23 protein-coding genes and 2 pseudogenes are annotated in these 20,706 nt (G+C 40.0%); 11 read left to right on the plus strand and 14 right to left on the minus strand.

Annotation, left to right across the window (positions count from 1 at the left end; genetic code table 11):
- Positions 1-179: 179 nt before the first annotated feature.
- Positions 180-509, minus strand: a complete 330-nt coding sequence (locus MMB68_RS08250) for an AzlD domain-containing protein (RefSeq protein ID WP_057235064.1) — start codon at positions 507-509, stop codon at positions 180-182.
- Positions 506-1,231 carry an AzlC family ABC transporter permease gene (locus tag MMB68_RS08255; RefSeq protein WP_277548531.1) on the minus strand — a complete coding sequence of 242 codons (726 nt, stop codon included), beginning with the start codon at positions 1,229-1,231 and terminating at the stop codon, positions 506-508. Before MMB68_RS08255 ends, MMB68_RS08250 begins: the two co-directional genes overlap by 4 nt.
- A gap of 95 nt (positions 1,232-1,326) precedes the next feature.
- On the opposite strand from MMB68_RS08255, the gene MMB68_RS08260 reads away from it, so the two are divergent.
- The gene (locus MMB68_RS08260) at positions 1,327-1,878 is read left to right on the plus strand and encodes a helix-turn-helix domain-containing protein (RefSeq protein WP_264407973.1); all 552 of its coding nucleotides are present in this window, start codon (positions 1,327-1,329) and stop codon (positions 1,876-1,878) included.
- Between the two features lie 34 nt (positions 1,879-1,912).
- Here the strand turns inward: MMB68_RS08260 and MMB68_RS08265 are convergent, their stop codons facing one another.
- Both MMB68_RS08265 and MMB68_RS08270 read right to left on the minus strand, forming a co-directional pair.
- Positions 1,913-2,596 carry a TerC family protein gene (locus MMB68_RS08265; RefSeq protein WP_014459272.1) on the minus strand — a complete coding sequence of 228 codons (684 nt, stop codon included), beginning with the start codon at positions 2,594-2,596 and terminating at the stop codon, positions 1,913-1,915.
- Positions 2,597-2,868: 272 nt separating this feature from the next.
- Positions 2,869-3,852 carry a LacI family DNA-binding transcriptional regulator gene (locus MMB68_RS08270; RefSeq protein WP_221784156.1) on the minus strand — a complete coding sequence of 328 codons (984 nt, stop codon included), beginning with the start codon at positions 3,850-3,852 and terminating at the stop codon, positions 2,869-2,871.
- A 160-nt stretch (positions 3,853-4,012) separates the two neighbouring features.
- Between MMB68_RS08270 and MMB68_RS08275 the strand changes: the two genes are divergently transcribed.
- Both MMB68_RS08275 and MMB68_RS08280 read left to right on the plus strand, forming a co-directional pair.
- Positions 4,013-4,492, plus strand: a complete 480-nt coding sequence (locus MMB68_RS08275) for an RrF2 family transcriptional regulator (protein WP_277548532.1) — start codon at positions 4,013-4,015, stop codon at positions 4,490-4,492.
- An 18-nt stretch (positions 4,493-4,510) separates the two neighbouring features.
- Entirely contained in the window at positions 4,511-4,894 is a 384-nt protein-coding gene (locus tag MMB68_RS08280; RefSeq protein WP_116738827.1) for a nuclear transport factor 2 family protein, read from the plus strand.
- 36 nt (positions 4,895-4,930) lie between these two features.
- Here MMB68_RS08280 and MMB68_RS08285 read toward each other — a convergent pair whose 3' ends face one another.
- The gene (locus tag MMB68_RS08285) at positions 4,931-5,755 is read right to left on the minus strand and encodes an SPL family radical SAM protein (RefSeq protein WP_264407976.1); all 825 of its coding nucleotides are present in this window, start codon (positions 5,753-5,755) and stop codon (positions 4,931-4,933) included.
- A gap of 442 nt (positions 5,756-6,197) precedes the next feature.
- On the opposite strand from MMB68_RS08285, the gene MMB68_RS08290 reads away from it, so the two are divergent.
- Entirely contained in the window at positions 6,198-6,326 is a 129-nt protein-coding gene (locus MMB68_RS08290) for a hypothetical protein (protein ID WP_255219776.1), read from the plus strand.
- Between the two features lie 144 nt (positions 6,327-6,470).
- Positions 6,471-6,995, plus strand: a complete 525-nt coding sequence (locus MMB68_RS08295; RefSeq protein ID WP_257041321.1) for a hypothetical protein — start codon at positions 6,471-6,473, stop codon at positions 6,993-6,995.
- Between the two features lie 141 nt (positions 6,996-7,136).
- Here the strand turns inward: MMB68_RS08295 and MMB68_RS08300 are convergent, their stop codons facing one another.
- Positions 7,137-7,577, minus strand: coding sequence for a cell wall hydrolase (locus MMB68_RS08300; RefSeq protein ID WP_013057931.1), 441 nt, complete (start codon positions 7,575-7,577; stop codon positions 7,137-7,139).
- A 132-nt stretch (positions 7,578-7,709) separates the two neighbouring features.
- Complete coding sequence (locus tag MMB68_RS08305) at positions 7,710-8,228, minus strand: dihydrofolate reductase family protein (RefSeq protein ID WP_221784149.1); 519 nt, start codon at positions 8,226-8,228, stop codon at positions 7,710-7,712.
- Between the two features lie 90 nt (positions 8,229-8,318).
- On the opposite strand from MMB68_RS08305, the gene MMB68_RS08310 reads away from it, so the two are divergent.
- Positions 8,319-9,254 carry a helix-turn-helix transcriptional regulator gene (locus MMB68_RS08310; RefSeq protein WP_221784147.1) on the plus strand — a complete coding sequence of 312 codons (936 nt, stop codon included), beginning with the start codon at positions 8,319-8,321 and terminating at the stop codon, positions 9,252-9,254.
- A 247-nt stretch (positions 9,255-9,501) separates the two neighbouring features.
- Here the strand turns inward: MMB68_RS08310 and MMB68_RS08315 are convergent, their stop codons facing one another.
- Positions 9,502-12,651 carry a bifunctional cytochrome P450/NADPH--P450 reductase gene (locus MMB68_RS08315; protein ID WP_277548533.1) on the minus strand — a complete coding sequence of 1,050 codons (3,150 nt, stop codon included), beginning with the start codon at positions 12,649-12,651 and terminating at the stop codon, positions 9,502-9,504.
- A gap of 26 nt (positions 12,652-12,677) precedes the next feature.
- Positions 12,678-13,256, minus strand: a complete 579-nt coding sequence (locus MMB68_RS08320; protein ID WP_277548534.1) for a TetR/AcrR family transcriptional regulator — start codon at positions 13,254-13,256, stop codon at positions 12,678-12,680.
- Positions 13,257-13,559: 303 nt separating this feature from the next.
- On the opposite strand from MMB68_RS08320, the gene MMB68_RS08325 reads away from it, so the two are divergent.
- The gene (locus MMB68_RS08325) at positions 13,560-13,928 is read left to right on the plus strand and encodes a nuclear transport factor 2 family protein (protein ID WP_277548535.1); all 369 of its coding nucleotides are present in this window, start codon (positions 13,560-13,562) and stop codon (positions 13,926-13,928) included.
- Between the two features lie 60 nt (positions 13,929-13,988).
- Here the strand turns inward: MMB68_RS08325 and cotJC are convergent.
- From cotJC to MMB68_RS08340, 3 genes and pseudogenes are all read right to left on the minus strand, one after another.
- A pseudogene (gene cotJC, locus MMB68_RS08330) lies at positions 13,989-14,552 on the minus strand (spore coat protein CotJC).
- Positions 14,553-14,579: 27 nt separating this feature from the next.
- Positions 14,580-14,840 (minus strand): spore coat protein CotJB, encoded by a 261-nt coding sequence (locus MMB68_RS08335; RefSeq protein ID WP_277548536.1) that lies wholly within the window; start codon positions 14,838-14,840, stop codon positions 14,580-14,582.
- Positions 14,837-15,063, minus strand: a pseudogene (locus MMB68_RS08340) (spore coat associated protein CotJA). The gene MMB68_RS08335 and the pseudogene MMB68_RS08340 overlap by 4 nt, the downstream one beginning before the upstream one ends.
- A 219-nt stretch (positions 15,064-15,282) precedes the next feature.
- Between MMB68_RS08340 and MMB68_RS08345 the strand changes: the two are divergent.
- A complete protein-coding gene (locus MMB68_RS08345; RefSeq protein WP_277548537.1) occupies positions 15,283-15,645 on the plus strand; it encodes a transporter in 363 nt (120 codons plus the stop codon).
- A gap of 337 nt (positions 15,646-15,982) precedes the next feature.
- Here MMB68_RS08345 and MMB68_RS08350 read toward each other — a convergent pair whose 3' ends face one another.
- Positions 15,983-16,612, minus strand: coding sequence for a LysE family translocator (locus tag MMB68_RS08350; RefSeq protein WP_277548538.1), 630 nt, complete (start codon positions 16,610-16,612; stop codon positions 15,983-15,985).
- A gap of 27 nt (positions 16,613-16,639) precedes the next feature.
- Complete coding sequence (locus MMB68_RS08355) at positions 16,640-17,473, minus strand: AraC family transcriptional regulator (protein ID WP_277548539.1); 834 nt, start codon at positions 17,471-17,473, stop codon at positions 16,640-16,642.
- A 222-nt stretch (positions 17,474-17,695) separates the two neighbouring features.
- On the opposite strand from MMB68_RS08355, the gene MMB68_RS08360 reads away from it, so the two are divergent.
- The 3 genes from MMB68_RS08360 (at position 17,696) to MMB68_RS08370 (ending at position 20,679) form a co-directional block, all read left to right on the plus strand.
- Complete coding sequence (locus MMB68_RS08360; RefSeq protein ID WP_277447567.1) at positions 17,696-18,517, plus strand: sensor histidine kinase; 822 nt, start codon at positions 17,696-17,698, stop codon at positions 18,515-18,517.
- Entirely contained in the window at positions 18,518-19,159 is a 642-nt protein-coding gene (locus tag MMB68_RS08365) for a response regulator (RefSeq protein ID WP_277447566.1), read from the plus strand. It begins immediately after the preceding gene.
- Between the two features lie 137 nt (positions 19,160-19,296).
- On the plus strand, positions 19,297-20,679 hold the full coding sequence (locus tag MMB68_RS08370; protein WP_277548540.1) for a PepSY-associated TM helix domain-containing protein: 1,383 nt from the start codon (positions 19,297-19,299) through the stop codon (positions 20,677-20,679).
- The last annotated feature ends 27 nt before the right edge of the window (positions 20,680-20,706 follow it).

Genomic DNA, 20,706 nt, shown 5'->3' on the forward strand with positions numbered 1-20,706 from the left:
CGTCGTGCTTATTTAATTTATTTCATTCAATTGTTCCTATTTAGATACTACTCCGCTCATAAAAGCACCTCATCTATATTTTAGTTTTCATTGGCTTCTAATTTACACTCTTATCATACTATATGAAAAAGCGTGCGTAAAGGAGACAGTAAAAAAGCTCAAGAGCATAACTTGAGCTTTCATGACCAAAGAAAAAAACGAAGCAGCGCCATCATTCCAACTCCGCTAATAACGGTGATGGATAAGCTTTTGGTTTTCAGGGCAATCAGTAAGGTTGGAATGACTACGATAATGACGGGCCAGTTAATCTTTACACTGTCATTTGCTTGAATGATAAAATTTTCTACAACAAGTGCGGTTAAAATACAAATAGGAATATAGGATAGCCATTTTAATACGGGTTCTGGCAGCGCGATGTTACGTACAACTAAAAACGGAACAATGCGCGGAACTACGGTAACAAGGGCACACCCTAAAATAACGATGAGTGTTGGGTAGTGGATGCTCATTTATCCGTCACCACCCCAATTGTCGCTACAATAATTGTTGAAATCAATACAGCCACATGTGAAGGTACGAAAAAAGACAGCACAATCATAAGAATCGCCATATAAAGAATCAAACGTAAGTAATGATTAAGCTTTGAAGGTAACACGCTTTCGATTTGTAAAACAAGCAGAGCTAAAAACATAGCTGTTAAGGCAAAATCAAACCCAAAGGCTTCTGGATTTGATAGCAAATGGCCAAAAATAGCTCCTGTCGTACAGGCGATAATCCAGCTGACGTAAGCCGTTATATTTAATCCGTTCATCCAGCGGTCATTAATTGGCTCACCTTTTGCGATTTTACTTGAAGACACCCCAAATGATTCGTCCGTTAGAAGGGCTCCAATTCCGACGTTTTTTAATAACGAATATTTTGTAAATTTAGGCGCGATCGTAGCGCTCAAAAGAAAGTGTCGTAAGTTTATAATAAATGTTGTGAGAATAATAGCTGAAATCGAACTGTTTGCAACCATCAGTGCACAAATAATAAACTGTGCTGCCCCGGCATACACGAGCGCTGATAATAAAGTAACTTCCATAACGGAAAGATGCGAGGATACTCCAACAATTCCAGCCGCAAGCCCTATACTTATGTAACCGAGTAGCGTAGGGATACAATCCTTAGCCCCTTGTCTGAACGTTAAGTCCACCTTTTCTCTTTGCTGTACTGCTTTTTCTGCAATCACCGTACCCCCTCCTTTTCTGCTATATTATACATCTATACGTTATATTAAACAACGGTATGTTATACTATCTTTATAATCATTAAAGGAGTACAACAATGGACGCGATTCAAGATATTATTGCTAAAAATCTTGTTAAATTACGAAAAAATCGAAATATGACGCTTGATCAAGTTTCCGAATTAACCGGTGTTAGTAAAGCAATGCTTGCACAAATTGAAAAAGGTAAATCCAGTCCCACGGTTACCACGCTTTGGAAAATCGCCAACGGCCTTCAAGTCTCTTTTTCTGTATTTATGAAAGAAGACACCCCGGATGTGCAGAAAGTAAGCATAAAACAGTTAGATCCCATCACGGACAACAAAGGTGATTACTTGGTCTATTCTTTTTTTCCTTATCATCCGGAAAAAAAGTTTGAAATTTACATCGTCACATTAAAGCCTGGATGCGTGCACGAAGCCAAAACTCATTTAGGAGATGAATACTTACTTATTAAAGAAGGCGAATTAACGGTTCGTTTTGAAAATGAAGAACATGAATTAGTCTCAGGAGACGCTCTGCATTTTTCAGGAAACACCTCTCACAGCTATATCAATTCTTCTGAAGAAGAAGCAAGCTTTTTTTTGCTTATGCACTACCCCGAATCATAAAAAAAGAGCGTACGGATCATCCGTACGCTCTTTTTTATGCTGCGTGGGCTTGTTCTTTTTTCATTTTTTTGTTTTTCATGTACCCAATTCCTACAACTGCAACGGTTAAGATGATTTGAACAGCGAGATGTAAAGCTGTGCTTGGAACAAATCCGCCGATAATTTTATCTTCAACAATCATTTTTCCAGCAGACCATGCGAGCATCGCCGCTCCAGCGTAAATGATAATCGGAAATTTTTCCATTGCTTTCATAATAAAGCTGCTTCCCCAAATAATAATCGGAATTGAAATTAATACACCAATCATAATCGGGACAAATTCGTGAGCTACACCTGCTAGAGCTAATACGTTATCTAATGACATGACCGCATCTGCGATAATGATCGTTTTAACCGCGCTCCATACCGTTGCTCCACCTTGAGGATTGTCGCCGTGATCGTGATTGTCCGCTAATAATTTATATGCAATCCACACTAGCATCAAACCGCCGACCGCTCCGATTAATGGTATTTTCAATAAAGGGACAATAATAGCCGCAAATAATAATCGAAGACCAATCGCGCCGCCTGTTCCAATTAAAATCGCTCTTTTTTGTAAATCTTTTGGTACATTACGAGCCGCCATTGCAATCACAATCGCGTTATCCCCGCTTAAAATTAAATCAAGAAAAATAATTTGCAGCAAACCTTGCACTGATACGCCAATTAGTTCCTCCATAGTTACCTCCACCTTCTCTTTTTATGTAACGTTTCTCCTCTAAATGTCCGAGCCTTTTCCTCCTTTTTTATAATTGAATACAAAAAAGACCCTTACCAAATAAGCGGTAAAGGTCTTGCTAACAACATAATGTCGCCAACAAAGCCGAGAGATAATCTCTGTAATGACGACTTTGCTGTTAAAGCTACTCCCCTTTAGGAGATACGTTCAATTATTTGTTTGTATTTACACCACTTATACTATAGCATCTCCTACATTATGTCAATCGTTTTTTATGTAAAACGATTGTCAACGCTTTCTCTTTCAATCAATTCATAGTTAGAAAGTGTAAGCTTTTCGACTTCCTCTCCGTTGACTAGCTTAATGATTCGCTGTGCCCCCATTTGTCCCGCTTCTTTATAGTAATATTTTACGGTTGTTAAGCTGGGATGAATCACACCTGTAATTTCGTAGCCTCCAAAGCCGGTAATGGATACATCTTCTGGAACGCGCAGTCCGTTTAAATAAGCTGCCTTTAATGTGCCAAGCGCAATGTTATCGGTCGCACATACAATAATAGACGGATTAAATTCTTTCATCACAGCCGTAGCGGCCCCGATTGCATCGCTCATGTTAAAGCTTGTTTGATAACAGCGGATCTCGCAGTCTCTGTCTTTAAGACCTTCCTTTACGCCTTCTTTTCGCTTTACACCTACAGCTATGTCTTTTTCGGTTACGCCTAAAAAAGCAATTTTTTTATGTCCTTTTTCTCCTATGTACCTTCCAATGTCGCATGCAGCCTCGTAGTCTTGGTGAATTAAACTGTGGACTTCTTCATGCTGCTGTCCAATTAGCAAAACGGGAATTGAAATTGCGCGGAACGCTTCTAAATGAGCTTTAGTGATTTGAACGGCAAGCAGGATAATACCAGCTACCTTCTGCTTAGCCAGCGTATAAATATTTTCGATTTCTCTTTCTAAATCTTGATTAGAATTCGAAATAATCATTTGATAGTGGTGGTCTCTAAGTTCTTGGTCAATACCATCTAATGTGCGGGAAGTCGCAAAAGAACCCATGCGCGGAACAATTACACCGATGATATTTGTTTTTTTTGCTTTTAAGCTTTGAGCAAAAGCATTTGGGCTATAGTTTGTTTCTTTAATAATTCCTTCAATTTTTCGTTTCGTCGCATCGCTCACAGACCCTCCGTTAAGGTAGCGGGATACAGTGCTTTTTGCTACTCCTGCGAGCCGAGCGATATCTGCAATAGTTGTCATTCTCTCATCTCCGTATTTTGTTGCTGCTTCTTTCACAGTATACACGAATATCACGTGCATATTAAGTAACTGCTTTACTTTTTGATTCCTAAGCGGTATGATAACCTAAAAGTGGACAATCATTATCCACTTTGTACACATATAGAAGGAGATGATGTTTTTGCATATGAAAACAGGCGTTGAGCAATCGGTGTATGCTATTTTGCTGCTGACGTTTTTACCTGAAAAAGCGGTGCTGCCAGGAGATGTCATCAGCACTCAGCTTGGGGGTTCGTCTACGTATTTTCAAAAGCTTCTTCGCAAGCTGGTTAGCGCTGATTTACTTGCTTCCGTTCCTGGTAGCAAAGGTGGATTTCGCTTAAAGAAAACGCCGGAAGACATTCGTATTTATGACGTATACGTAGCCATTGAAGGTAAACAGTCTCTTTACTCATCAAGCGGTATTTTTCACGACATGCTTAACTTAAAAGACAAAGATATTTGCTTATTATCCGATTTAATGAAAGAAGCCGAATCTTCGTGGCAGTCTATCTTAAAACGGCAAACCATTGCTACGCTCACAAATGAAATTAACAAAAAATGTCCAAAAGAAAACCTGGACATGTTAAAAGCAACAGTAGAAGAAAAAATGGTGCTGTAGCACCCAAGGGAGATTATCATGGAAAACTTAAATAGATATTTTGATTTATTCGATCAATCACGTACAAGCGAACAAGCATTTGAAGAATTGGTGAGCCTTTTTTCAGACGATATCGTATTTGTCTTAAACGGCCACGAAAAGCAAGGCATTGAAAACTGGAAGCTGTTTGTGAAAATGGTGTTTAAAGAAAATGCTGATATTAAGCATATGTTCGAAGGCTGGAAAGCAGTTGAAGGTACTGATACGTTTGAAACGCCTTGGGCAGTATGCGGAAAACGTGCATCTGGCAGCGTCTTTACTCAAACGGGAAAAGATATTGCTAAGCTAGATGACAGCGGAAAAATCAGCTACTTAGAAAACGTACCTGATGATACGAACATGTTTGATACGTATAAGAACTAATATGTAAAAAGAAGGGCTCTTCTAGCCCTTCTTTTTTTACGGGGCAAATCCCTCTTGAGAAAGATAAATCATCGAAGAAGGATAAAATTTTTCAAAATAACGAATGGCTTTGACATGAATGTCTTTGTCATACCAGTCTAGGAAACCGTACTTCTCAAATAATTCCGGCATTCCTAGCCTTTTAGACGTTTTCCCTAAGGAACCGTCTCCTAAGTACAAGGTATCAATGCAAATTCGGTCCATCATTCCTTCTATTTTTTCAGGAAATTCAGGCGTAAAAGGAAGCATTGGAGCAATGGTTACTTGCGTTGAAATTCCGCTTTCTTTTACTTTTTTTAACGCGTTCATACGAAGTTTCATCCCCGGAGCATAAGGAGAAAAAATTTGTTTTACATCTTCTCGGTCCGTTTCAACAGTCATCGATACGCGAAGACCACATACGTTTTGAAGCTCTAAAAGCAAATCAATATCCCTCGTCACAAGCGGCGACCTGGTTTGAATCAATAAAAAATCAGGCGGATGATTGATCATCGTTTCTAAAAGGGCGCGCGTGATGCCTGCTTTACGCTCAGCAGGCTGATAGGGATCTGTCGCTGAAGACATAAAGATGCGCACCGGCTGCTCTTTTTTTCGCAGTTTTTGTATTTCTTTTTGATAGACTTCAGCTGCGTTGACCTTCAGCTCTAGCCATGTCCCCCACTCCATCTCTTTAAAGCGCTGAATTGGGAGCTCTCGCACGTAGCAAAATTTGCAGGAAAATGCACATCCGGCATACGGATTCAAGCTATGAGTATAACCAGATGCCAAAAAGCCGGTGGCTTTTGTTAAAATACTTCTCGAAACCACGTCTCTTTTGTTCATCTTTCTCACCTCGTTGTCCAATATATCAAGTTCACAAATGAAAAAACTACTTTCCACATGGAAAGTAGCCCTTTATGTTTTTCAATTCATCAACTTTGATTTTCTTTCTTTTCACTTGTCGTTTCAAGTAAAGAGGTTAAATATGAATTTAACTCAAATTGGTCCTTCTCAATAAAATCAGATAATACCGGCTGCTCTTCTTTTCTCATCTTTCTCCACTCCTTTTGTTTTATATATATGTGTTTTCATTCATCAATGGATAAAAGTAATGTACTTAACTCTACCCGTATTAAAACAAAAATAATCATGGTATTTTATACTATTTTTAATTTATGCACGTTTTATTTGTATATTTTTTACAATATGACGCACATTAATAGCAAGATTAGTAAACGTATAAACTTGATTAACAGCTCACTTTATATAAGGAGGAATAACAAACATGAATCATGAACAAAAATCCACGCTGTCTCCTGTTTCACAAGAGCAGCAAAGCCCCGATACTCAGCTAACGGAAAAAGAAGAGCGTATGCCGGAGTATACGCATACTTCGCTTAATCCAGACTCATAGAACGAAAAAAGAAATGCCTCGGCATTTCTTTTTTTATACTTTTACGATTTTCTTCGTTGATTAGGACATTGGAACAAATAGAGGTAAATACAATGAATACGACGAATGAGTACCATTATCTATTAATGACAAAGGAGAACGTGCATGAATAAAAAAGTAGTGGGGTTCGTTTATGCTCTTTTAACGGTGATCATTTTAAGCGCCTGCAGTACCGAAGAAGTTACGACAAATCACTCAGACCCGCAAGTTTCTGTTTCTACTACAGTTAAACCGCTGACGAAAAAAGAATTTAGTGAAGTTGGAACATCAGGGTTAACAAGCCCTTCAAAAAAAGATTTTCACAAAGTACATATGATCCTTACTTTACGCGGCACGGATTACCTGTCGAATATTCAAGTTAAGCTGCCTAACTATAAAGAAGCTTTTAATAACATCAAAGATGATCAGCAAATAAGATATTGGTTTGGCAGCGGTGCAGATGAAGAGCAAGAAAATAAAAACATCTATACAAGGGAATTTGTCCTTTATACGAAAGGCTTAAACGATAAGCAAATTAAAGAAATTTTAGCAGCAGCTAAGGTAAAGACGTCCTGGGTGGTAAAGGATACAAAAACGAAGAATCAAGAGGAATTTGCTGCTGGTAAAAACATAAAATTTGAAGCAAAATGATGAATGCACCAATTACCAAAAGCCCCCTTTATTAAAAGAGGGCTTTCTCTTATTATATGAAGAACGACTACCTTGTCTCCTGCAGCTAAAGATTCGGATGTGAGGCCCAACCTTCAGAATGCAGCATATTTCCCAGGCTATCTACCCGTTATAAACGCTAGCGCATGTTCCGGGTTTTGGCTCATAGTAACAATGATTTTTGTATTGACCAGAAGCAGGTTGATCGTACCAGGTTGGAGGGCATGGAGCGGATGGGTTAAAGTACCACAGGGCATATTTCCCCGGATGTTCTCTCCAATAATCCAAATTCTTTTTGGCTAACCTTTTTTCAACACTTCTTGCTCTTTGATAAAATACATTTCCTTTTTGAACAGCTTCAAACGAATAGTTGCCACCCTGCACCTGATAAATAACTTGCGGAACGGATCTTAAATTCTTGAAATCTAAACAGTTTGCTTTAAGACGATTGACAATGACATTTCCAACATACAGCATTCCTTGTTTTCCTTCGCCTTCAGCTTCTGCTCTCATCATCCTTGCCATTAAAGCAACGTCTGAATCTCGATAATTTACTCTTGGCATTTTCTCACCCCAAAAATATACTATGAAAAAAAGCCTGTCTTGATGTCACTGTCCCTAAAATAACAATAGCTGTATGTTAAATACACGATGAGCACACTGACACTACAGAAAGAGTTTTTATTACGAATAAGCTTATTCTTTTTTATAATAAAGCTGAGCAATTTGCCCGTACTGCTTCATATGAGTTAGCTTCAAGTTCATTTCGGGAATTCCTGGCTTAAACAATGGAATACCAGTTCCAAGCAAAACGGGAATAACCGATATAATAAATTCATCCACCCTCTTTGCTTTTAAGAAATCAGCCAGAATATCAGCCCCTCCCACCAGCCATATTTTTTTCGTATCTTGACTGAGGTTGTGGAGAAATGACGCCACGCTTTCGTTTATAAACTCTGCATACTGATCTTTTCCTTGAGCTGAGCGGCTAAACACGTAGCACTTTTTATCGAGATACGGAAACTCAGGTGTGAGCTTCAGCACGTGATCGTACGTAGCCTTTCCCATAACGACCCCATCACACGTTTGATAAAACGCTTCGTAGCCATTGTCTCCCTCTCCTTCTACGCTTTCCAGCCAGTCAATCTCTCCGTTTTCTCTTGCGATATACCCGTCTAAGCTTGCGGCAATATATACGGCGATTTTTTTCTTCATTCCCTTTTCTCCTTTCAACTTTACTGTTTCTGTATGATATCATCTTAATACGACACTTTTTGTCATATTAAAAGAAAAAGGTGAAAATAAATGGCTAAGTCTAGACGGCTTGTTGATATGCTCATGTTTATTAATACAAAAAGAACGTTTACGGCAAAAGAACTAGCGGAGGAATTTGGTCTTTCCGTGCGGACCGTCCAGCGCTATTTACTGGACTTAAGTGAATTAGGACTGCCTCTTTACAGTGAAAAAGGACGGAGCGGCGGTTACAGAGTGTTAAAAAATCGTATCCTCCCTCCTATTTTGTTTACAGAAGAAGAAGCTATTTCTATCTTTTTTGCTTATCAAGCTCTGAACTATTATCATGACCTTCCGTTTGATGCAGAAATTCATGCAGCTCTTCAAAAATTTTATGTGTACCTGTCTGAGGAAACAAAGAAAAAAGTAGATAAAATGAGTGCTCATATTGCGTTTTGGAATCCTAAAAGAAACCTAGATACTCCTTATTTAAAAGAGCTGTTAGAAGCAAGCCTTGCAGGAAAATATATTGAATTTCTTTATGATTCAAAGGCGGGTCAAACAAGAAAACAAGTCAAACCCCTTGGAATTTATGCTCATAACGGTTTATGGTACTGCCCTGCCTATTCTTACGATAAGCAAAAAGTATTATTGTTTCGAGCGGATCGTATTCACTCGTTAAAGGTTTTAGAAAAAGACGAAAATATGTCTCTTACGTTAAAGGAATGGCTTGAAACAGAACCGGTAAACTCACAGCCGATTTCGTTAAAAGTAACCTTGACGCACGAAGGCGTACGTCAGTGTAAGGGAGTTCCATGGCTTGAAAATCATGTGAAGGTGGCGCGTGATGGGAATGGCTATATCGATACAATAACTGATGGAAATGAATTAAACTACATGGCTTCTTTTTTCTATACCTTAGGTGCTCAGGCCCTTATTGAAGAACCTCAGGAGCTAATTGAAAAAATTTGCTGTCACGCAGAAGAAACGCTAAGGCGCTATAAATGAGGTGGGGACAAAAGACGAATAAATGGGAGAAATGAATTTCGTATGGCTTGCATGTGACACCGCGGTTGATTTTCGTTCAAGACTTCGCTTTTCCCGCAGGAGTCTTCGCCTTGCCCTCCGATCAACCGCTACAAACCACTAAATAGATGAAATCTACGTTCACCCTATCAATAAAAAATCCGAACGATTCATCGTTCGGATCTTCCTTCAACCAACTAAACTACTTTTATCCTAGCCTCTTTTTAATTTACCCAGCCCACACGTCTTTTGCGTATCGGCCCTTTTCTTCTAGCTGCTGCAGCCATAAGCGAGCGTCTGCTTCACTTACTTCATAAACGTCAGCATAGCTTTTCATAAGCGTTGCTTCAACGTCAGGTGCCATTTGGCTTCCGTCTCCGCAAATATAGAAGTGCGCTCCTTGATCAAGGAGTTCAATCAATTTCTTCCCGTCTTGTTCCATCACGTGCTGAACGTATGTTTTCGGCTGATTTGGTACGCGAGAAAAAGCGGTATGAAGCGTAATGATGCCTTCATTTTGTGCATTTTCAAGCTCTTCTTGATACAGATAATCTTCATGAGGTGAACGGCATCCAAAGTATAAATGCGCTTCTCCAAGCGACTGTCCTTGTTCTTTTAACTGCTTGCGAGCCTGCACAAAACCTCTAAACGGCGCGACGCCTGTTCCCGGTCCGACCATGATAAGCGGCGTTTCAGAGTCTTTAGGCAGCGTAAATCCTGACTGCGGTGTGGAAACAAAGCACGTAATCGTATCTCCTTCTTGCAGATTGGCAAGATAGTTCGATGCAATTCCTTTATACTCTCCATATCCGCTCCATGCTTCTCCTGAAACAACGCTGACCGTGATGCTTGCTTGTTTTTCATCGACACGAGGTGATGAAGAAATTGAGTAATAGCGCGGGCGTATGCTTGGAAGAAGGGCAATAAATTCGCTGAATTCCATTTCACACGCCGGGTATTTTTCAAGCAGTTCAAGCATTGTTAAACGTTTTGCCAGCACTTGTTCTTTGTACGCTTGCTTTTCAAGCAAGGCTTCAAGCTCTACTTTATGCGGCGGGCAGACCGTTTTAGCAGCCATTGCGCGAAGCTGCGTGCGCGTAACAGGATCTTGAAGCTCCACGTATTGCAGAAGCTCTTCTACTGATACTGTTTTACCGAGTGGCAAATGAGCTAATTTTTCTTCTTCTGCTTCCAGACGGATTTGCTGTGATGCATCTAGGCCAAACCTTGCTGTTACACGGTTTACTATTCCTTCATAGTTGCGAGGAATAACACCTAAATGATCTCCTTCTTGATAAGAAGCTTCTTTTGGAAGTGCAATTTCAAGGTGTCGCGTGCTTCGTTCACTGCCTAGCTGTTGAAGTTCTTTGCTTGCTACGACGTTCGCTGAAAACGCACCGTGCATTTTCGCAAGCGGCATGTCCGCGGCGCTGTCGACAAATTGAAGTGAAAGAGTAGATTTATTATCTTCACTGTTTTCAATGTCGAGGTTAAAGTAGGCTGCTACATCACTCCACATATGTTCACGCCATTCTTCATATGTGCCTTCAAAGTCGTCGCTTGCATCTGCTTCACCGCGGTCAGCGATGTTTTCTGCTCCTTTAGCGGCAAGCGTTTCATCGATAAAAGCAGGCACTTTTTGATACGTAGTAGCCCAGTTTTTATCGCCGCATCCAAATACGGAGTAGCGAACGCCTTTTACGTCATCAGCAGACGCTTGGTCTAACCAGTCGACAAATTGCTTTGCGTTGTCAGGCGGATGTCCGTTATAAGAAGCCGTTACAATTAAAACAGCTCCTTCGCGCGGAAGATTTCCAGCGTGCGAATCAAGGGTAGCGACCTGTGGTGCAAATCCTTTGCTCATCGCAATATCTGCTAAATCACGCGCCGTTCCTTCAGCTGTTCCCATGTTCGAACCGTATAGCACAAGCAGCGGCGTATTATGAGCATTTTCTACCTTTTTGCGTACTTTTTTAGCAGACTGTTCAGTGCTAGGTGAAGGAATTCCCCCAAGCGGAATTTTTTTCGATTTTGCTTTTACCACAAAGCATTCAGGCTTTAACGTTAAGGTTTCTTTAATATCCAGCTCGTAGTTTGTATGGTCTTCAAAATCAAAGTGTTTTAGCATCATACCAAGTACCAGCGTTGCTTCATGAAGAGCGAACTGCTGACCGATACACGCACGCTGACCGTTTCCAAACGGTTTAAACGCATGCTGCGGAATCGCACTTGGATTTTCAAAACGCTCTGGGCGGAACTCTTCTACATCTTCTCCCCAAATTGTTTTATCACGGTGAAGCTGAGGAATCAGAACCATTAGTTCGTCGCCTTTTTCTAACGGATATTCTCCTCCAAGCACCGTATCTTCTTTTGCATATAGGGAAAACGCAGGAGCCGTTGGCCATAAGCGCAGCGCTTCGTTTAAGACCATGCCCACATATTTAAGCTGTTTGACTTGTTTGTAGCTTGGAACAGGATCTACAAGAACTCGTGTTGCTTCTTCTGCTGCTTTTTGTAATACATGTGGATTTTTCACTAAGAAATACAGCGCAAATGATAAAAGACCGCTTGTTGTTTCGTGTCCCGCAATTAAGAACGTAATAATTTGATAGCGAATGTTCTCGTCATCAAGCGGTTCGCCTGTTTCTGGATCTTTTCCATTTAGCATATGCGTTAACAAATCATCGCTTTGTTCACCGCTTGCTTTGCGATCTGCAATAATTTTATCTACTAGGTCGTTCATCACTTTGATATCTTCTTGAAACTGGCGCTTATTTTCATCGTAAGCTGGATCATCTGGATTTGCTCGCTGCAGCTTGTTCATCGCTTCATCTAGCGCACGAACCATACTTGTAATAAACGGATGCGGCTGATCTCGGTAAAAGCTGTTAAAGCGATAGTTAAAGCCGCAAAGACCGATTGTATCAAGCGTTAAACGCGTCATATCTTCCGGTACTTCAATATGCTCATCTGTATTTAGACGCTCCCACTTTTGAATAAGCTGTACGGCGATATCTACCATCATCGCATGATAGCCTTTCATTGCCTGCTGACTGAAGCTTGGAAGTAAGATATTATGCGCTTTTTTCCAATTTTTTTCGTGCGTCCAGCTTGTAAATAACCCATCTCCTGCAAAATCACGTACAAATTTAAGCGCTTGACTCAAGTTTTTATCAAAGCGTGATTCATCGCATGCTTCTTTAATTAGACGCTGACTTGATAAGTAACGCGTTACACGGCCAGGCGCTTCGAATTTAAAGATTTCTCCTAGTTCATCCGCAATTTTCATCAAAGTTTGAATCGGTTTATCTGTGTTTAATAACGGTAAGTTTTTAAGCTCTCCAAACGTTTTTGGCTGAGGCATTTCTTTAATTGTCATGTTATCCCTCTTTCACTTGTTAAGTTTCATGATTGTCTGCTAAGTGCTGCCCACAGACTCTCTTCTACACCTGTAAGAAGTTCATCAGTTAAAGATAAGTAGTCATTTTCAATCATTTCATATACTTCCATGAAACTTCCAAATAAAATAGCAATTAGCGCATTTTCAGGAAGATTCCTAATCACACCTTGCTTTTGTCCTTCTTTAAAAAACGTACAGACAAATTCTACTAGGTTTCGGTAGGCCGAATGGCTCTCTTCCGTTAAAAAAGCTCCTTGGCTGTGAGTTTTGATAAATCCGAGAGCGCGAGGATGGTTTTTAGTGAATGTCACCATACCTTCAAAGATATGATGAAACCCATCTCGGTATCCGTCCCTTTCGTTTGCCAGTCCGCTTTCAATGCACTGTAAAAACTCGTTGACATGCTGTTGAAATAATTCATTTACAAGGCTTTCTTTATTTTTAAAGTAGCGATAAATTGTTCCTGCTCCTACTTTGGCATTCTCTGCAATCATTGGCATCGTTGTTGCATCAAATCCTCTTTCTGCAAACAGCAGAAGTGAAGCAGAAAAAATCGCTTTTTGTTTTGTTGGAGTAGATTCCACTTTATCACCTCTTTCCAAAAACGGAATGAACGTTCATTCCGCTACAATTACAAGTATAAAAAACTGCTTCTTAATAGTAAAAAGATAACTAGACAAGTGGAAAGAAAAGGTTCTTTCACTCTAATTTTATACCATTTAAAGGTAAATAATGGAGTCTTTCAGAATATTTTATGCTTACAGAAAATTAGTCCACTTATACCCTCTATTAACATAATTTAACACAATCTATTAAGGGCAGAAGTTTAAAGGAAAAGCAACGTGGAAATAGAAAAGAGTTACACAAGGCGTAAAGGAGGATTAAAAATGAACCAAGCAAGAGTTATAGAATACGAGGAAATGCTTCGTTCAGCCATGCTTTCTAATAACGTAGAGTTATTAGAAGAATTACTTTCAGATGAGCTTATTTTTGTGAATCACCTTGGGCAATGGTTGTCAAAAGAGCAAGATATCAATGCTCATCGTTCAAAAAGTCTTGATATAGCGGGCATCGAAGTGTTGGAACAAGAAATTAAACTGTTTCAAGAACTTGCCGTTACCGTTACAAAAGTAGCGTTAAACGGGTCGCTTGCAACCAGTGAATCTATTGGAGGCGAATACTGCTATACGCGAGTTTGGAAAGATGTTGAAGGGAAATTAAAGGTTGTTTCTTGTCACTGCAGTTCTAGCGCATAATCATCGCTGCCATAATAAAAAACATCCCTCCTGTACTAAGAGGGATGTTCCTTTTGCTCGTTAAAAGATTTTCTTTCTGCCTCTGTCATCTTTTAAAATCTCAACCGCCTCACGGAACCGCTGTGAGTGAACAATCTCTCTTTCTCGTAAAAATCGTAAGCTGTCGTTTAAATCAGGATCATCTGATATATCAATTAACCATTGATATGTAGCTCTTGCTTTTTCTTCTGCCGCTATGTCTTCATAAAGATCTGCAATCGGATCTCCTTTTGCCTGTATATAAGTAGCTGTAAACGGAACCCCAGCAGCATTATTGTAATAAAGCGCGCTATCGTGGTTTACATAGTGCTCTGTTAATCCAGCTTCCTTTAGCTACTCTGGCGTTGCATCTTTTGTTAGCTTATAAATCATCGTCGCAATCATTTCAAGATGAGCAAACTCCTCTGTACCGATATCGTTTAGCAATCCAACAACTTTATCTGGAATCGTGTAGCGCTGATTCAAATAACGCAACGCTGCTGCAAGCTCTCCGTCCGCTCCTCCGTACTGTTCCATTAAATATTTGGCTAGCGTTGGATTACACGTACTTACTTTCACTGGATACTGCAATTTCTTTTCATACACCTACATATAGTTCCCGCCTTTATCTGCTTATATTTGCCATGGCCAAGGGCTTGTTCCCCAGCTCCACTTTCCGTCTGTATAGCTGTTTCCATACTGCTGAAGCGGCCCGTACTTTGTCTCGAAGGTTCTTTTTAACTGCATAGCCTGCTGCGTGTATTCGTTAAACTGCTGCATAGCCTGCTGGTCATTTGGATGAGTATCTAAATACAGCGTTAATTCTACTAGTGCAAAATCAACGGCCTGTATTTCTTCTAAATCCCGGTAGTACTCTGGAGATAGTTTTTTCATTCTTCATCCCTCTTCTTATCTTTGTATGGATTTTCATAGTAGTCCCAAAAAGGCGGCCACAGCGTTCTTTTTTTAGCGCTTTTTCCGGTGGAAATTGCTGAAGATTCGGCGGCTGAAATCCCATGTATAAGTGAGGCGGCGTAGAATAATATTTCACTCCTATCGGCCGGCAAGAATCATAGATACTATGGAAAGGTTGATAAGTCTTAACCGGTGTAAACATCTTTTTTGGATTGTTATCCACGAAAAGTCCTCCTCTAAAAACACGCTCTGCTTTATCCTATTCAGCTTTTAGAGAGTTCATAAAGGAATTTACTTCCGACTTAGGAACGAACCTTTTCGTCATCAAAAAGGTTTATATAAAAACATGATAGTTGCCCAATCCCTTTAGGCAGCTTTCTCATATCTTATAAAATAGTGATAAAAAAAGAGGTGTTAAAAAATGGACATTAATTACATGGATTTTTATTCTTACTCAACAAGATTCCCTGGCCCTCAACTCCCTCCAAGCCCTCCTAGACCACCGGGCGGTTTACCTACACCTAGCCCGCAGCAAGCTCCGACTTCTCCTCCTCCGGCATTTATTCCGGCTCAACAAACGGCAACTCCATTTGCTGTTGACCCAGGAGCCATTTCTCTATGTCTATTCCGCAATACGTTCATATGGCTTAGAAACGGCTCTAGCTTCTGGTATTTTCCTATTTTTGTAGGACCGCGATCGGTTGCAGGATTTAGATGGAACGGACGTTTTTGGACCATTTTCGGTGTAGATACACGACAAATTGTTTCGTTTACGTGTTTTTAAACGTTAAGAAAAGATATTGAGACATAGCTAAATCAATACAATTTAAAGACGATAAAATTGAATACATGAACTAGTATCGGTGGCTTGTTACACCGCTGTTGATTTCCGTGCACGGCTTCGCTTTCCGCGGGGTCTCACCTGTTCCGCTTTTCCCGCAGGAGTCTTCGCCTTGCCCTCCAATCAACAGCTAAAAGTAAATGGATAAATATACGAAGGCTATGTTTACCATACTAATAAAAAAATCCGAATGAGTTTGATTCTCCATCAAGAATCAAACTCATTCGGATCTTCTAACTAACATATTTTTATCCCAGCTTTTTTTGCTTACTAACCACTATTACACTATTGTTCTTATTCCAAAACCGATCAGCAGCAAGCCACTGCATCTCTGAAAAGCTTTTTGAAACACCGGTTTTTTAAACCATTTTTTCACGTAATCTATTACATACACCAAGATTAAAAACCACCCTACTGCTATAAGCGTCAGAAGAAAACCAAGTATCAGCAGCTGTTGATTTATGTGTGCATCCAAGTTAATAAACTGTGGCATAAACGTAATATAAACTAGTACCGTTTTAGGATTAAGAAAATTACTAAGAGCCCCTTGCATATATGATTCTTTATAGCAGCGATTAGATGAAGACTTTACAGTTTTTGTTTCTTCTGAAACGGCCTCCAATGAGAGCGTATTTTTTGTCAGAAATATTCTGATGCCTAAGTAAAATAAGTACGCTGCCCCTATGTATTTAATGGCATTAAATACATACACCGACTGCGCAATAGCAACAGACAAGCCAAGCACAGCAATTAACGTCCAAAACGTGAGGCCTGTAGCCATGCCGAGTATGGTAAAACGTCCTGCTTTTGCTCCGTGATGAAGCGTATTTTTCATGATAAGAATTGTATCAGCACCAGGTATCATCGACATAACCAGCGCCATCAGCATGTAAGCAGCTAAATGATCCACAGCTCTTCTCTCCCTTTTAAGCTATTACTAGCATCCTGTTTTCTTTTCACTTTCAAAGATTTTCATGTATTGTTTTGGTGTTAATCCAACCTGGCTTTTAAAAAATTTAGTCAAATGACTTTGATCACTGAATCCCGTTAAAAAAGATACGTCAATCGGTTTTTTTCCTTGCTCTAGCAGCTTTTTAGCCTTATTGATTCGAATCGTTTCCAAGTAGCTGTATGGAGAAATTCCTTTTTGCTTTGTAAAAGAGCGCAGCAGCCGGTATTTGCTCCATCCAATTAGCTGACTTAACTCATCCAGCGTGATCTTGTTTGTATAGTTGTCTTCCAAATAGCTGCAGATTGTTTTGATTTCATCAGATGTGTCAGCAGCTGACGAAAGAAAAGAAAGATTTGAATGATCCTGCATGAGTTCTTCTAGCAAATATAAAAATAACTCTTCTTTCTTAAACTCCCGTTCACCATTTAAAATTTGCAAATGAAGCTCTTTTAAACTAGAGACAGCATCACTTATTCGTACCACACTGCTGTTAAAACGCGGAAGACTTTCACTTCCGTTAATGTCAAAAACAGCTTTTTTCATCGCGTTTGGCGTCACATTAATACAGCGATAATCAAGTGTTTTGCCGTCTATTTGTTCACAGCTATGGACATCATACGGATTAAACAGCAGCAAATCGCCTGGATTAATGATGTATTCTTTGCCTTGGCAAATTAAATGACGCTGACCTTCTTCAATAAATCCAATCACATAATACTCGTGAAAATGAGCAGGAAACTTTTGCATAATCCCTTTAAAACGATAAGCTTCAATATGTAAATCGGCGTCAACGTGCGCCGTGCGAATTTCTTTTACCATCAATGACCCCTCCTTGTCACATACTAAGCTTTTTAACCATACCATTCACTCAAAAATTTTTCTTGTATGATATTGCAGATGAGACTTTTTTCCATTACTTTTATCCGTTCAGCTACCGGTGGTACTAATCACTCTTAAGAGTGATTTCTCTTCTTTCCTCTAGTAATTTTCCGCTCAAATGATAAAATATAGACACATTTTATGGACGAAAGAAGGGATACCGTGAAATATAGACAAATTAAATGGCTGATTTTGCTTCTTCCAACTCTGACCATCGCGCTTTGGGAGTATGTTCGTCATGCCTTTTTGCTCCCTTACATCTCAATGGATATGGGAAATGTGCTTTCTCCACTCCTTGTCTTTTTTGTAACGCTCGTGTTTGTCCGCTATTTATTTTCTATTTTAGAAAAAATGCAAGAGGAACTAAGACAAGAAAAAGAAAAAAAAGCAGCACTTATTGAACGTGAAAAATTAGCTCGTGAACTGCATGATGGCATTGCGCAGTCGCTGTTTCTCCTATCTGTTAAAATGAACAAGTTCGGAAGAAAAAATAGATTAGAACAGGATTCTGACTTTATCCGGATGAAACAAACCCTTCAGCATGTCCATGACGATACGCGCCAAGCGATTACGAATTTAAAACACTCTCCGTCTGACTCTTCCGAAAGCTGGACCGAAAGCATTCATCAATACGTCGATGATTTAACACATACTCATTTACTAGATGTAAACCTAGATTGGAGACTGTCAGAAACAACGCTGTCCAGAAAAGAAAAAAACGAGCTGTTTGCTTGTGTAAAGGAAGCGGCTATGAACGTCATTAAACATGCAAAAACGAATAAAATCTGGATTACAGCCACTGAAACGGCCGGGGGATGGATTTGTGAAATTACAGATTTCGGTACAGGTTTTACGTCCGACTCTCTCAAGTCCGGTCTTGGTTTGCAAATTATGAAAGATCGTGCCAAGGACATGAACTGGAACTTTTCCATTGAGCGAAAACAGAACCAAACCATTGTTAGCATTAAAAAGGAGGTTACGTAAATGCAGCCGTTTCGTATTTTGATTGTAGATGATCATGCTCATGCGAGAGAAGGCATTCGCGATATTTTAGAAGAATATGAAGATTTTATTATTGTTGGCGAAGGAACCAACGGGCAAGAAGCCATTGAACTGACTGAAAAGTTAATGCCCGATATCGTACTAATGGACATTGGAATGCCTGTTATGGACGGTTTAGAAGCAACTAAACAAATTAAGCTTCAGTTTCCGTACGTTAAAATTGTGGTCATCACGGTTTCAGACGATATTACGGATTTATTTGATGCGCTGAAAAAAGGCGCACAGGGTTATTTGCTTAAAAACCTGCGGTCTGAAGTGTGGTACGACTATTTGCGTGCGTTCGCTTTAGACGAAGTTCCTATGTCAAAAGAAATTGCGTTTCAAATTTTAAAAGAGTTTCCGCAGGAAACATCGATTACAAAGCCAGACATTCCCCTTTCTGCACGGGAGCTTGAAGTGCTTCAGTTAGTGGCTAAAGGACTGTCAAACCGCGATATCTCGGCGCAGTTATTTATTTCTGAACACACGGTAAAAAGTCATTTGAAAAATATTTTAAGCAAGCTTCATTTAGAAAACCGCGTGCAGCTGACAAGCTATGCGTTTCAAAATGGCTTAATGAACTAACAGCTTTCACGAGCTGTTTTTTTATTAGCACCTTTCTCTCATAAGCCCCAACAATCACTCTAAGGAGTGATGGCTAATTCTCCCTTTCCTTCTATAATAAAAGCACGTTAGTTAGTAAAAAGGAGGAAAAGAGAAAAATGATGCAGGAAAAGAGAGAAGAATCAGCGAGTACAACTAAACAAAGCACGGGGCGTTCTCAAGGCCTGTACAAAACCATATGGCGCTGGCATTTTTATGCGGGTTTAGTGTTTACTCCGTTTCTTCTTATATTAGCTGTTACTGGGGGCGTGTATTTATTCAAGCCTCAAATTGAAGAAAGACTGTATCACGACTTGTATCAGGTGCAAGCTCAATCACAGTCCGTATCTCCTTCAGCACAAGTACAAGCTGTAAAAGAAAAGTATCCTGGTGCTACCGTGTTGACTTATCAACCAAGCGATCACTCTACTCGTTCTTCAGAAGTAGGAATTTCATTAAAAGACGATACATATACGATTTTTGTTAACCCTCACAATGGTCACATTATAGGAAAACTGGATGATTCGAGTCGCTTCATGAATCAAATTGAAGAGTTTCACGGAGAGCTGATGGCAGGAACAGCGGGTGATCGTATTGTAGAACTTGCGGCCTGCTGGGCAATTGTCTTAATTGTAACAGGCGCTTTTTTATGGTGGCCGCGCAAAAAAGACAAAATAAAAGGCGTGTGGATTCCTCGTTTTTCAAAAGGTAAAAATACACTGATACGTGATCTTCATGCGGTACCGGCCTTTTGGATTTCAGCTGGTATGCTTTTTCTCGTACTAACGGGCCTTCCGTGGTCAGGACTGTGGGGCAATGCCTTTCAGCAAATCGCCACAAACGCAGGCGTTGGGTACCCTCCGTCTATTTGGGTAGGCAGTGCCCCTACTTCAACCGTGCAAACAAAAGATGTAGCGGACGTGCCTTGGGGAGCCGAAACGTTAGAAGTTCCAAGCTCCACACCTTTGCAATATACAAAAGTATCGCTTGATGACATTGTAAATATTGGAAAAGAACAGCATATGCACGACGGCTATACCATTTCTATTCCTCAGGAACCTCAAGGCGTCTATACGCTTTCTGTTTTTTCACCAAGAGCTCAGGATGAGGCAACCGTTCACCTTGATCAATACACCGGCGCTGTGTTAGCCGATTATCGGTACGACAACTATGGATTTATGGGAAAATTGATTGCACTTGGTATTACGCTTCATAAAGGTACACAGTTTGGGTTTATAAATCAGCTTATGGGCCTCATTGTTTGTATCGGAATTGCTTGTATTGCTATCAGCGGAGCCTTACTATGGTGGAAACGAAAACCAGCTAAAAACATGGGGGCTCCTAAAGTTCCTGAAGGAAATGCAATGCGCATCGTGACGTGTATAATCGTGGTGTTTGGTCTAGTCTTTCCTTTAGTTGGACTATCCTTGATTGTCGTGTGGCTTTTAGATTTCTTTGTCATCAAACGAATTCCAGCATTGAAGCGGTTTTTAAACGCATGATTTATGAAACGATGTGAGGTGCAGTAA

Origin of the sequence: Priestia sp. Y58 (genome assembly GCF_029522095.1) — a bacterium.
Lineage (GTDB): Bacteria > Bacillota > Bacilli > Bacillales > Bacillaceae_H > Priestia > Priestia megaterium_E.

Excerpts from the sequence above, each read along its gene's own strand:
- MMB68_RS08295 (WP_257041321.1), top strand. The coding sequence starts at position 6,471 with ATGAATAAAAAAGTAGTGGGGTTCGTTTATGCTCTTTTAACGGTGATC.
- MMB68_RS08310 (WP_221784147.1), top strand. The coding sequence starts at position 8,319 with ATGGCTAAGTCTAGACGGCTTGTTGATATGCTCATGTTTATTAATACA.
- MMB68_RS08265 (WP_014459272.1), bottom strand. The coding sequence starts at position 2,596 with ATGGAGGAACTAATTGGCGTATCAGTGCAAGGTTTGCTGCAAATTATT.
- MMB68_RS08345 (WP_277548537.1), top strand. The coding sequence starts at position 15,283 with ATGGACATTAATTACATGGATTTTTATTCTTACTCAACAAGATTCCCT.
- MMB68_RS08285 (WP_264407976.1), bottom strand. The coding sequence starts at position 5,755 with ATGAACAAAAGAGACGTGGTTTCGAGAAGTATTTTAACAAAAGCCACC.
- MMB68_RS08355 (WP_277548539.1), bottom strand. The coding sequence starts at position 17,473 with ATGGTAAAAGAAATTCGCACGGCGCACGTTGACGCCGATTTACATATT.
- MMB68_RS08315 (WP_277548533.1), bottom strand. The coding sequence starts at position 12,651 with ATGACAATTAAAGAAATGCCTCAGCCAAAAACGTTTGGAGAGCTTAAA.
- MMB68_RS08300 (WP_013057931.1), bottom strand. The coding sequence starts at position 7,577 with ATGCCAAGAGTAAATTATCGAGATTCAGACGTTGCTTTAATGGCAAGG.
- MMB68_RS08250 (WP_057235064.1), bottom strand. The coding sequence starts at position 509 with ATGAGCATCCACTACCCAACACTCATCGTTATTTTAGGGTGTGCCCTT.
- MMB68_RS08260 (WP_264407973.1), top strand. The coding sequence starts at position 1,327 with ATGGACGCGATTCAAGATATTATTGCTAAAAATCTTGTTAAATTACGA.
- MMB68_RS08370 (WP_277548540.1), top strand. The coding sequence starts at position 19,297 with ATGATGCAGGAAAAGAGAGAAGAATCAGCGAGTACAACTAAACAAAGC.
- MMB68_RS08335 (WP_277548536.1), bottom strand. The coding sequence starts at position 14,840 with ATGAAAAAACTATCTCCAGAGTACTACCGGGATTTAGAAGAAATACAG.
- MMB68_RS08325 (WP_277548535.1), top strand. The coding sequence starts at position 13,560 with ATGAACCAAGCAAGAGTTATAGAATACGAGGAAATGCTTCGTTCAGCC.
- MMB68_RS08280 (WP_116738827.1), top strand. The coding sequence starts at position 4,511 with ATGGAAAACTTAAATAGATATTTTGATTTATTCGATCAATCACGTACA.
- MMB68_RS08305 (WP_221784149.1), bottom strand. The coding sequence starts at position 8,228 with ATGAAGAAAAAAATCGCCGTATATATTGCCGCAAGCTTAGACGGGTAT.
- MMB68_RS08365 (WP_277447566.1), top strand. The coding sequence starts at position 18,518 with ATGCAGCCGTTTCGTATTTTGATTGTAGATGATCATGCTCATGCGAGA.
- MMB68_RS08270 (WP_221784156.1), bottom strand. The coding sequence starts at position 3,852 with ATGACAACTATTGCAGATATCGCTCGGCTCGCAGGAGTAGCAAAAAGC.
- MMB68_RS08290 (WP_255219776.1), top strand. The coding sequence starts at position 6,198 with ATGAATCATGAACAAAAATCCACGCTGTCTCCTGTTTCACAAGAGCAG.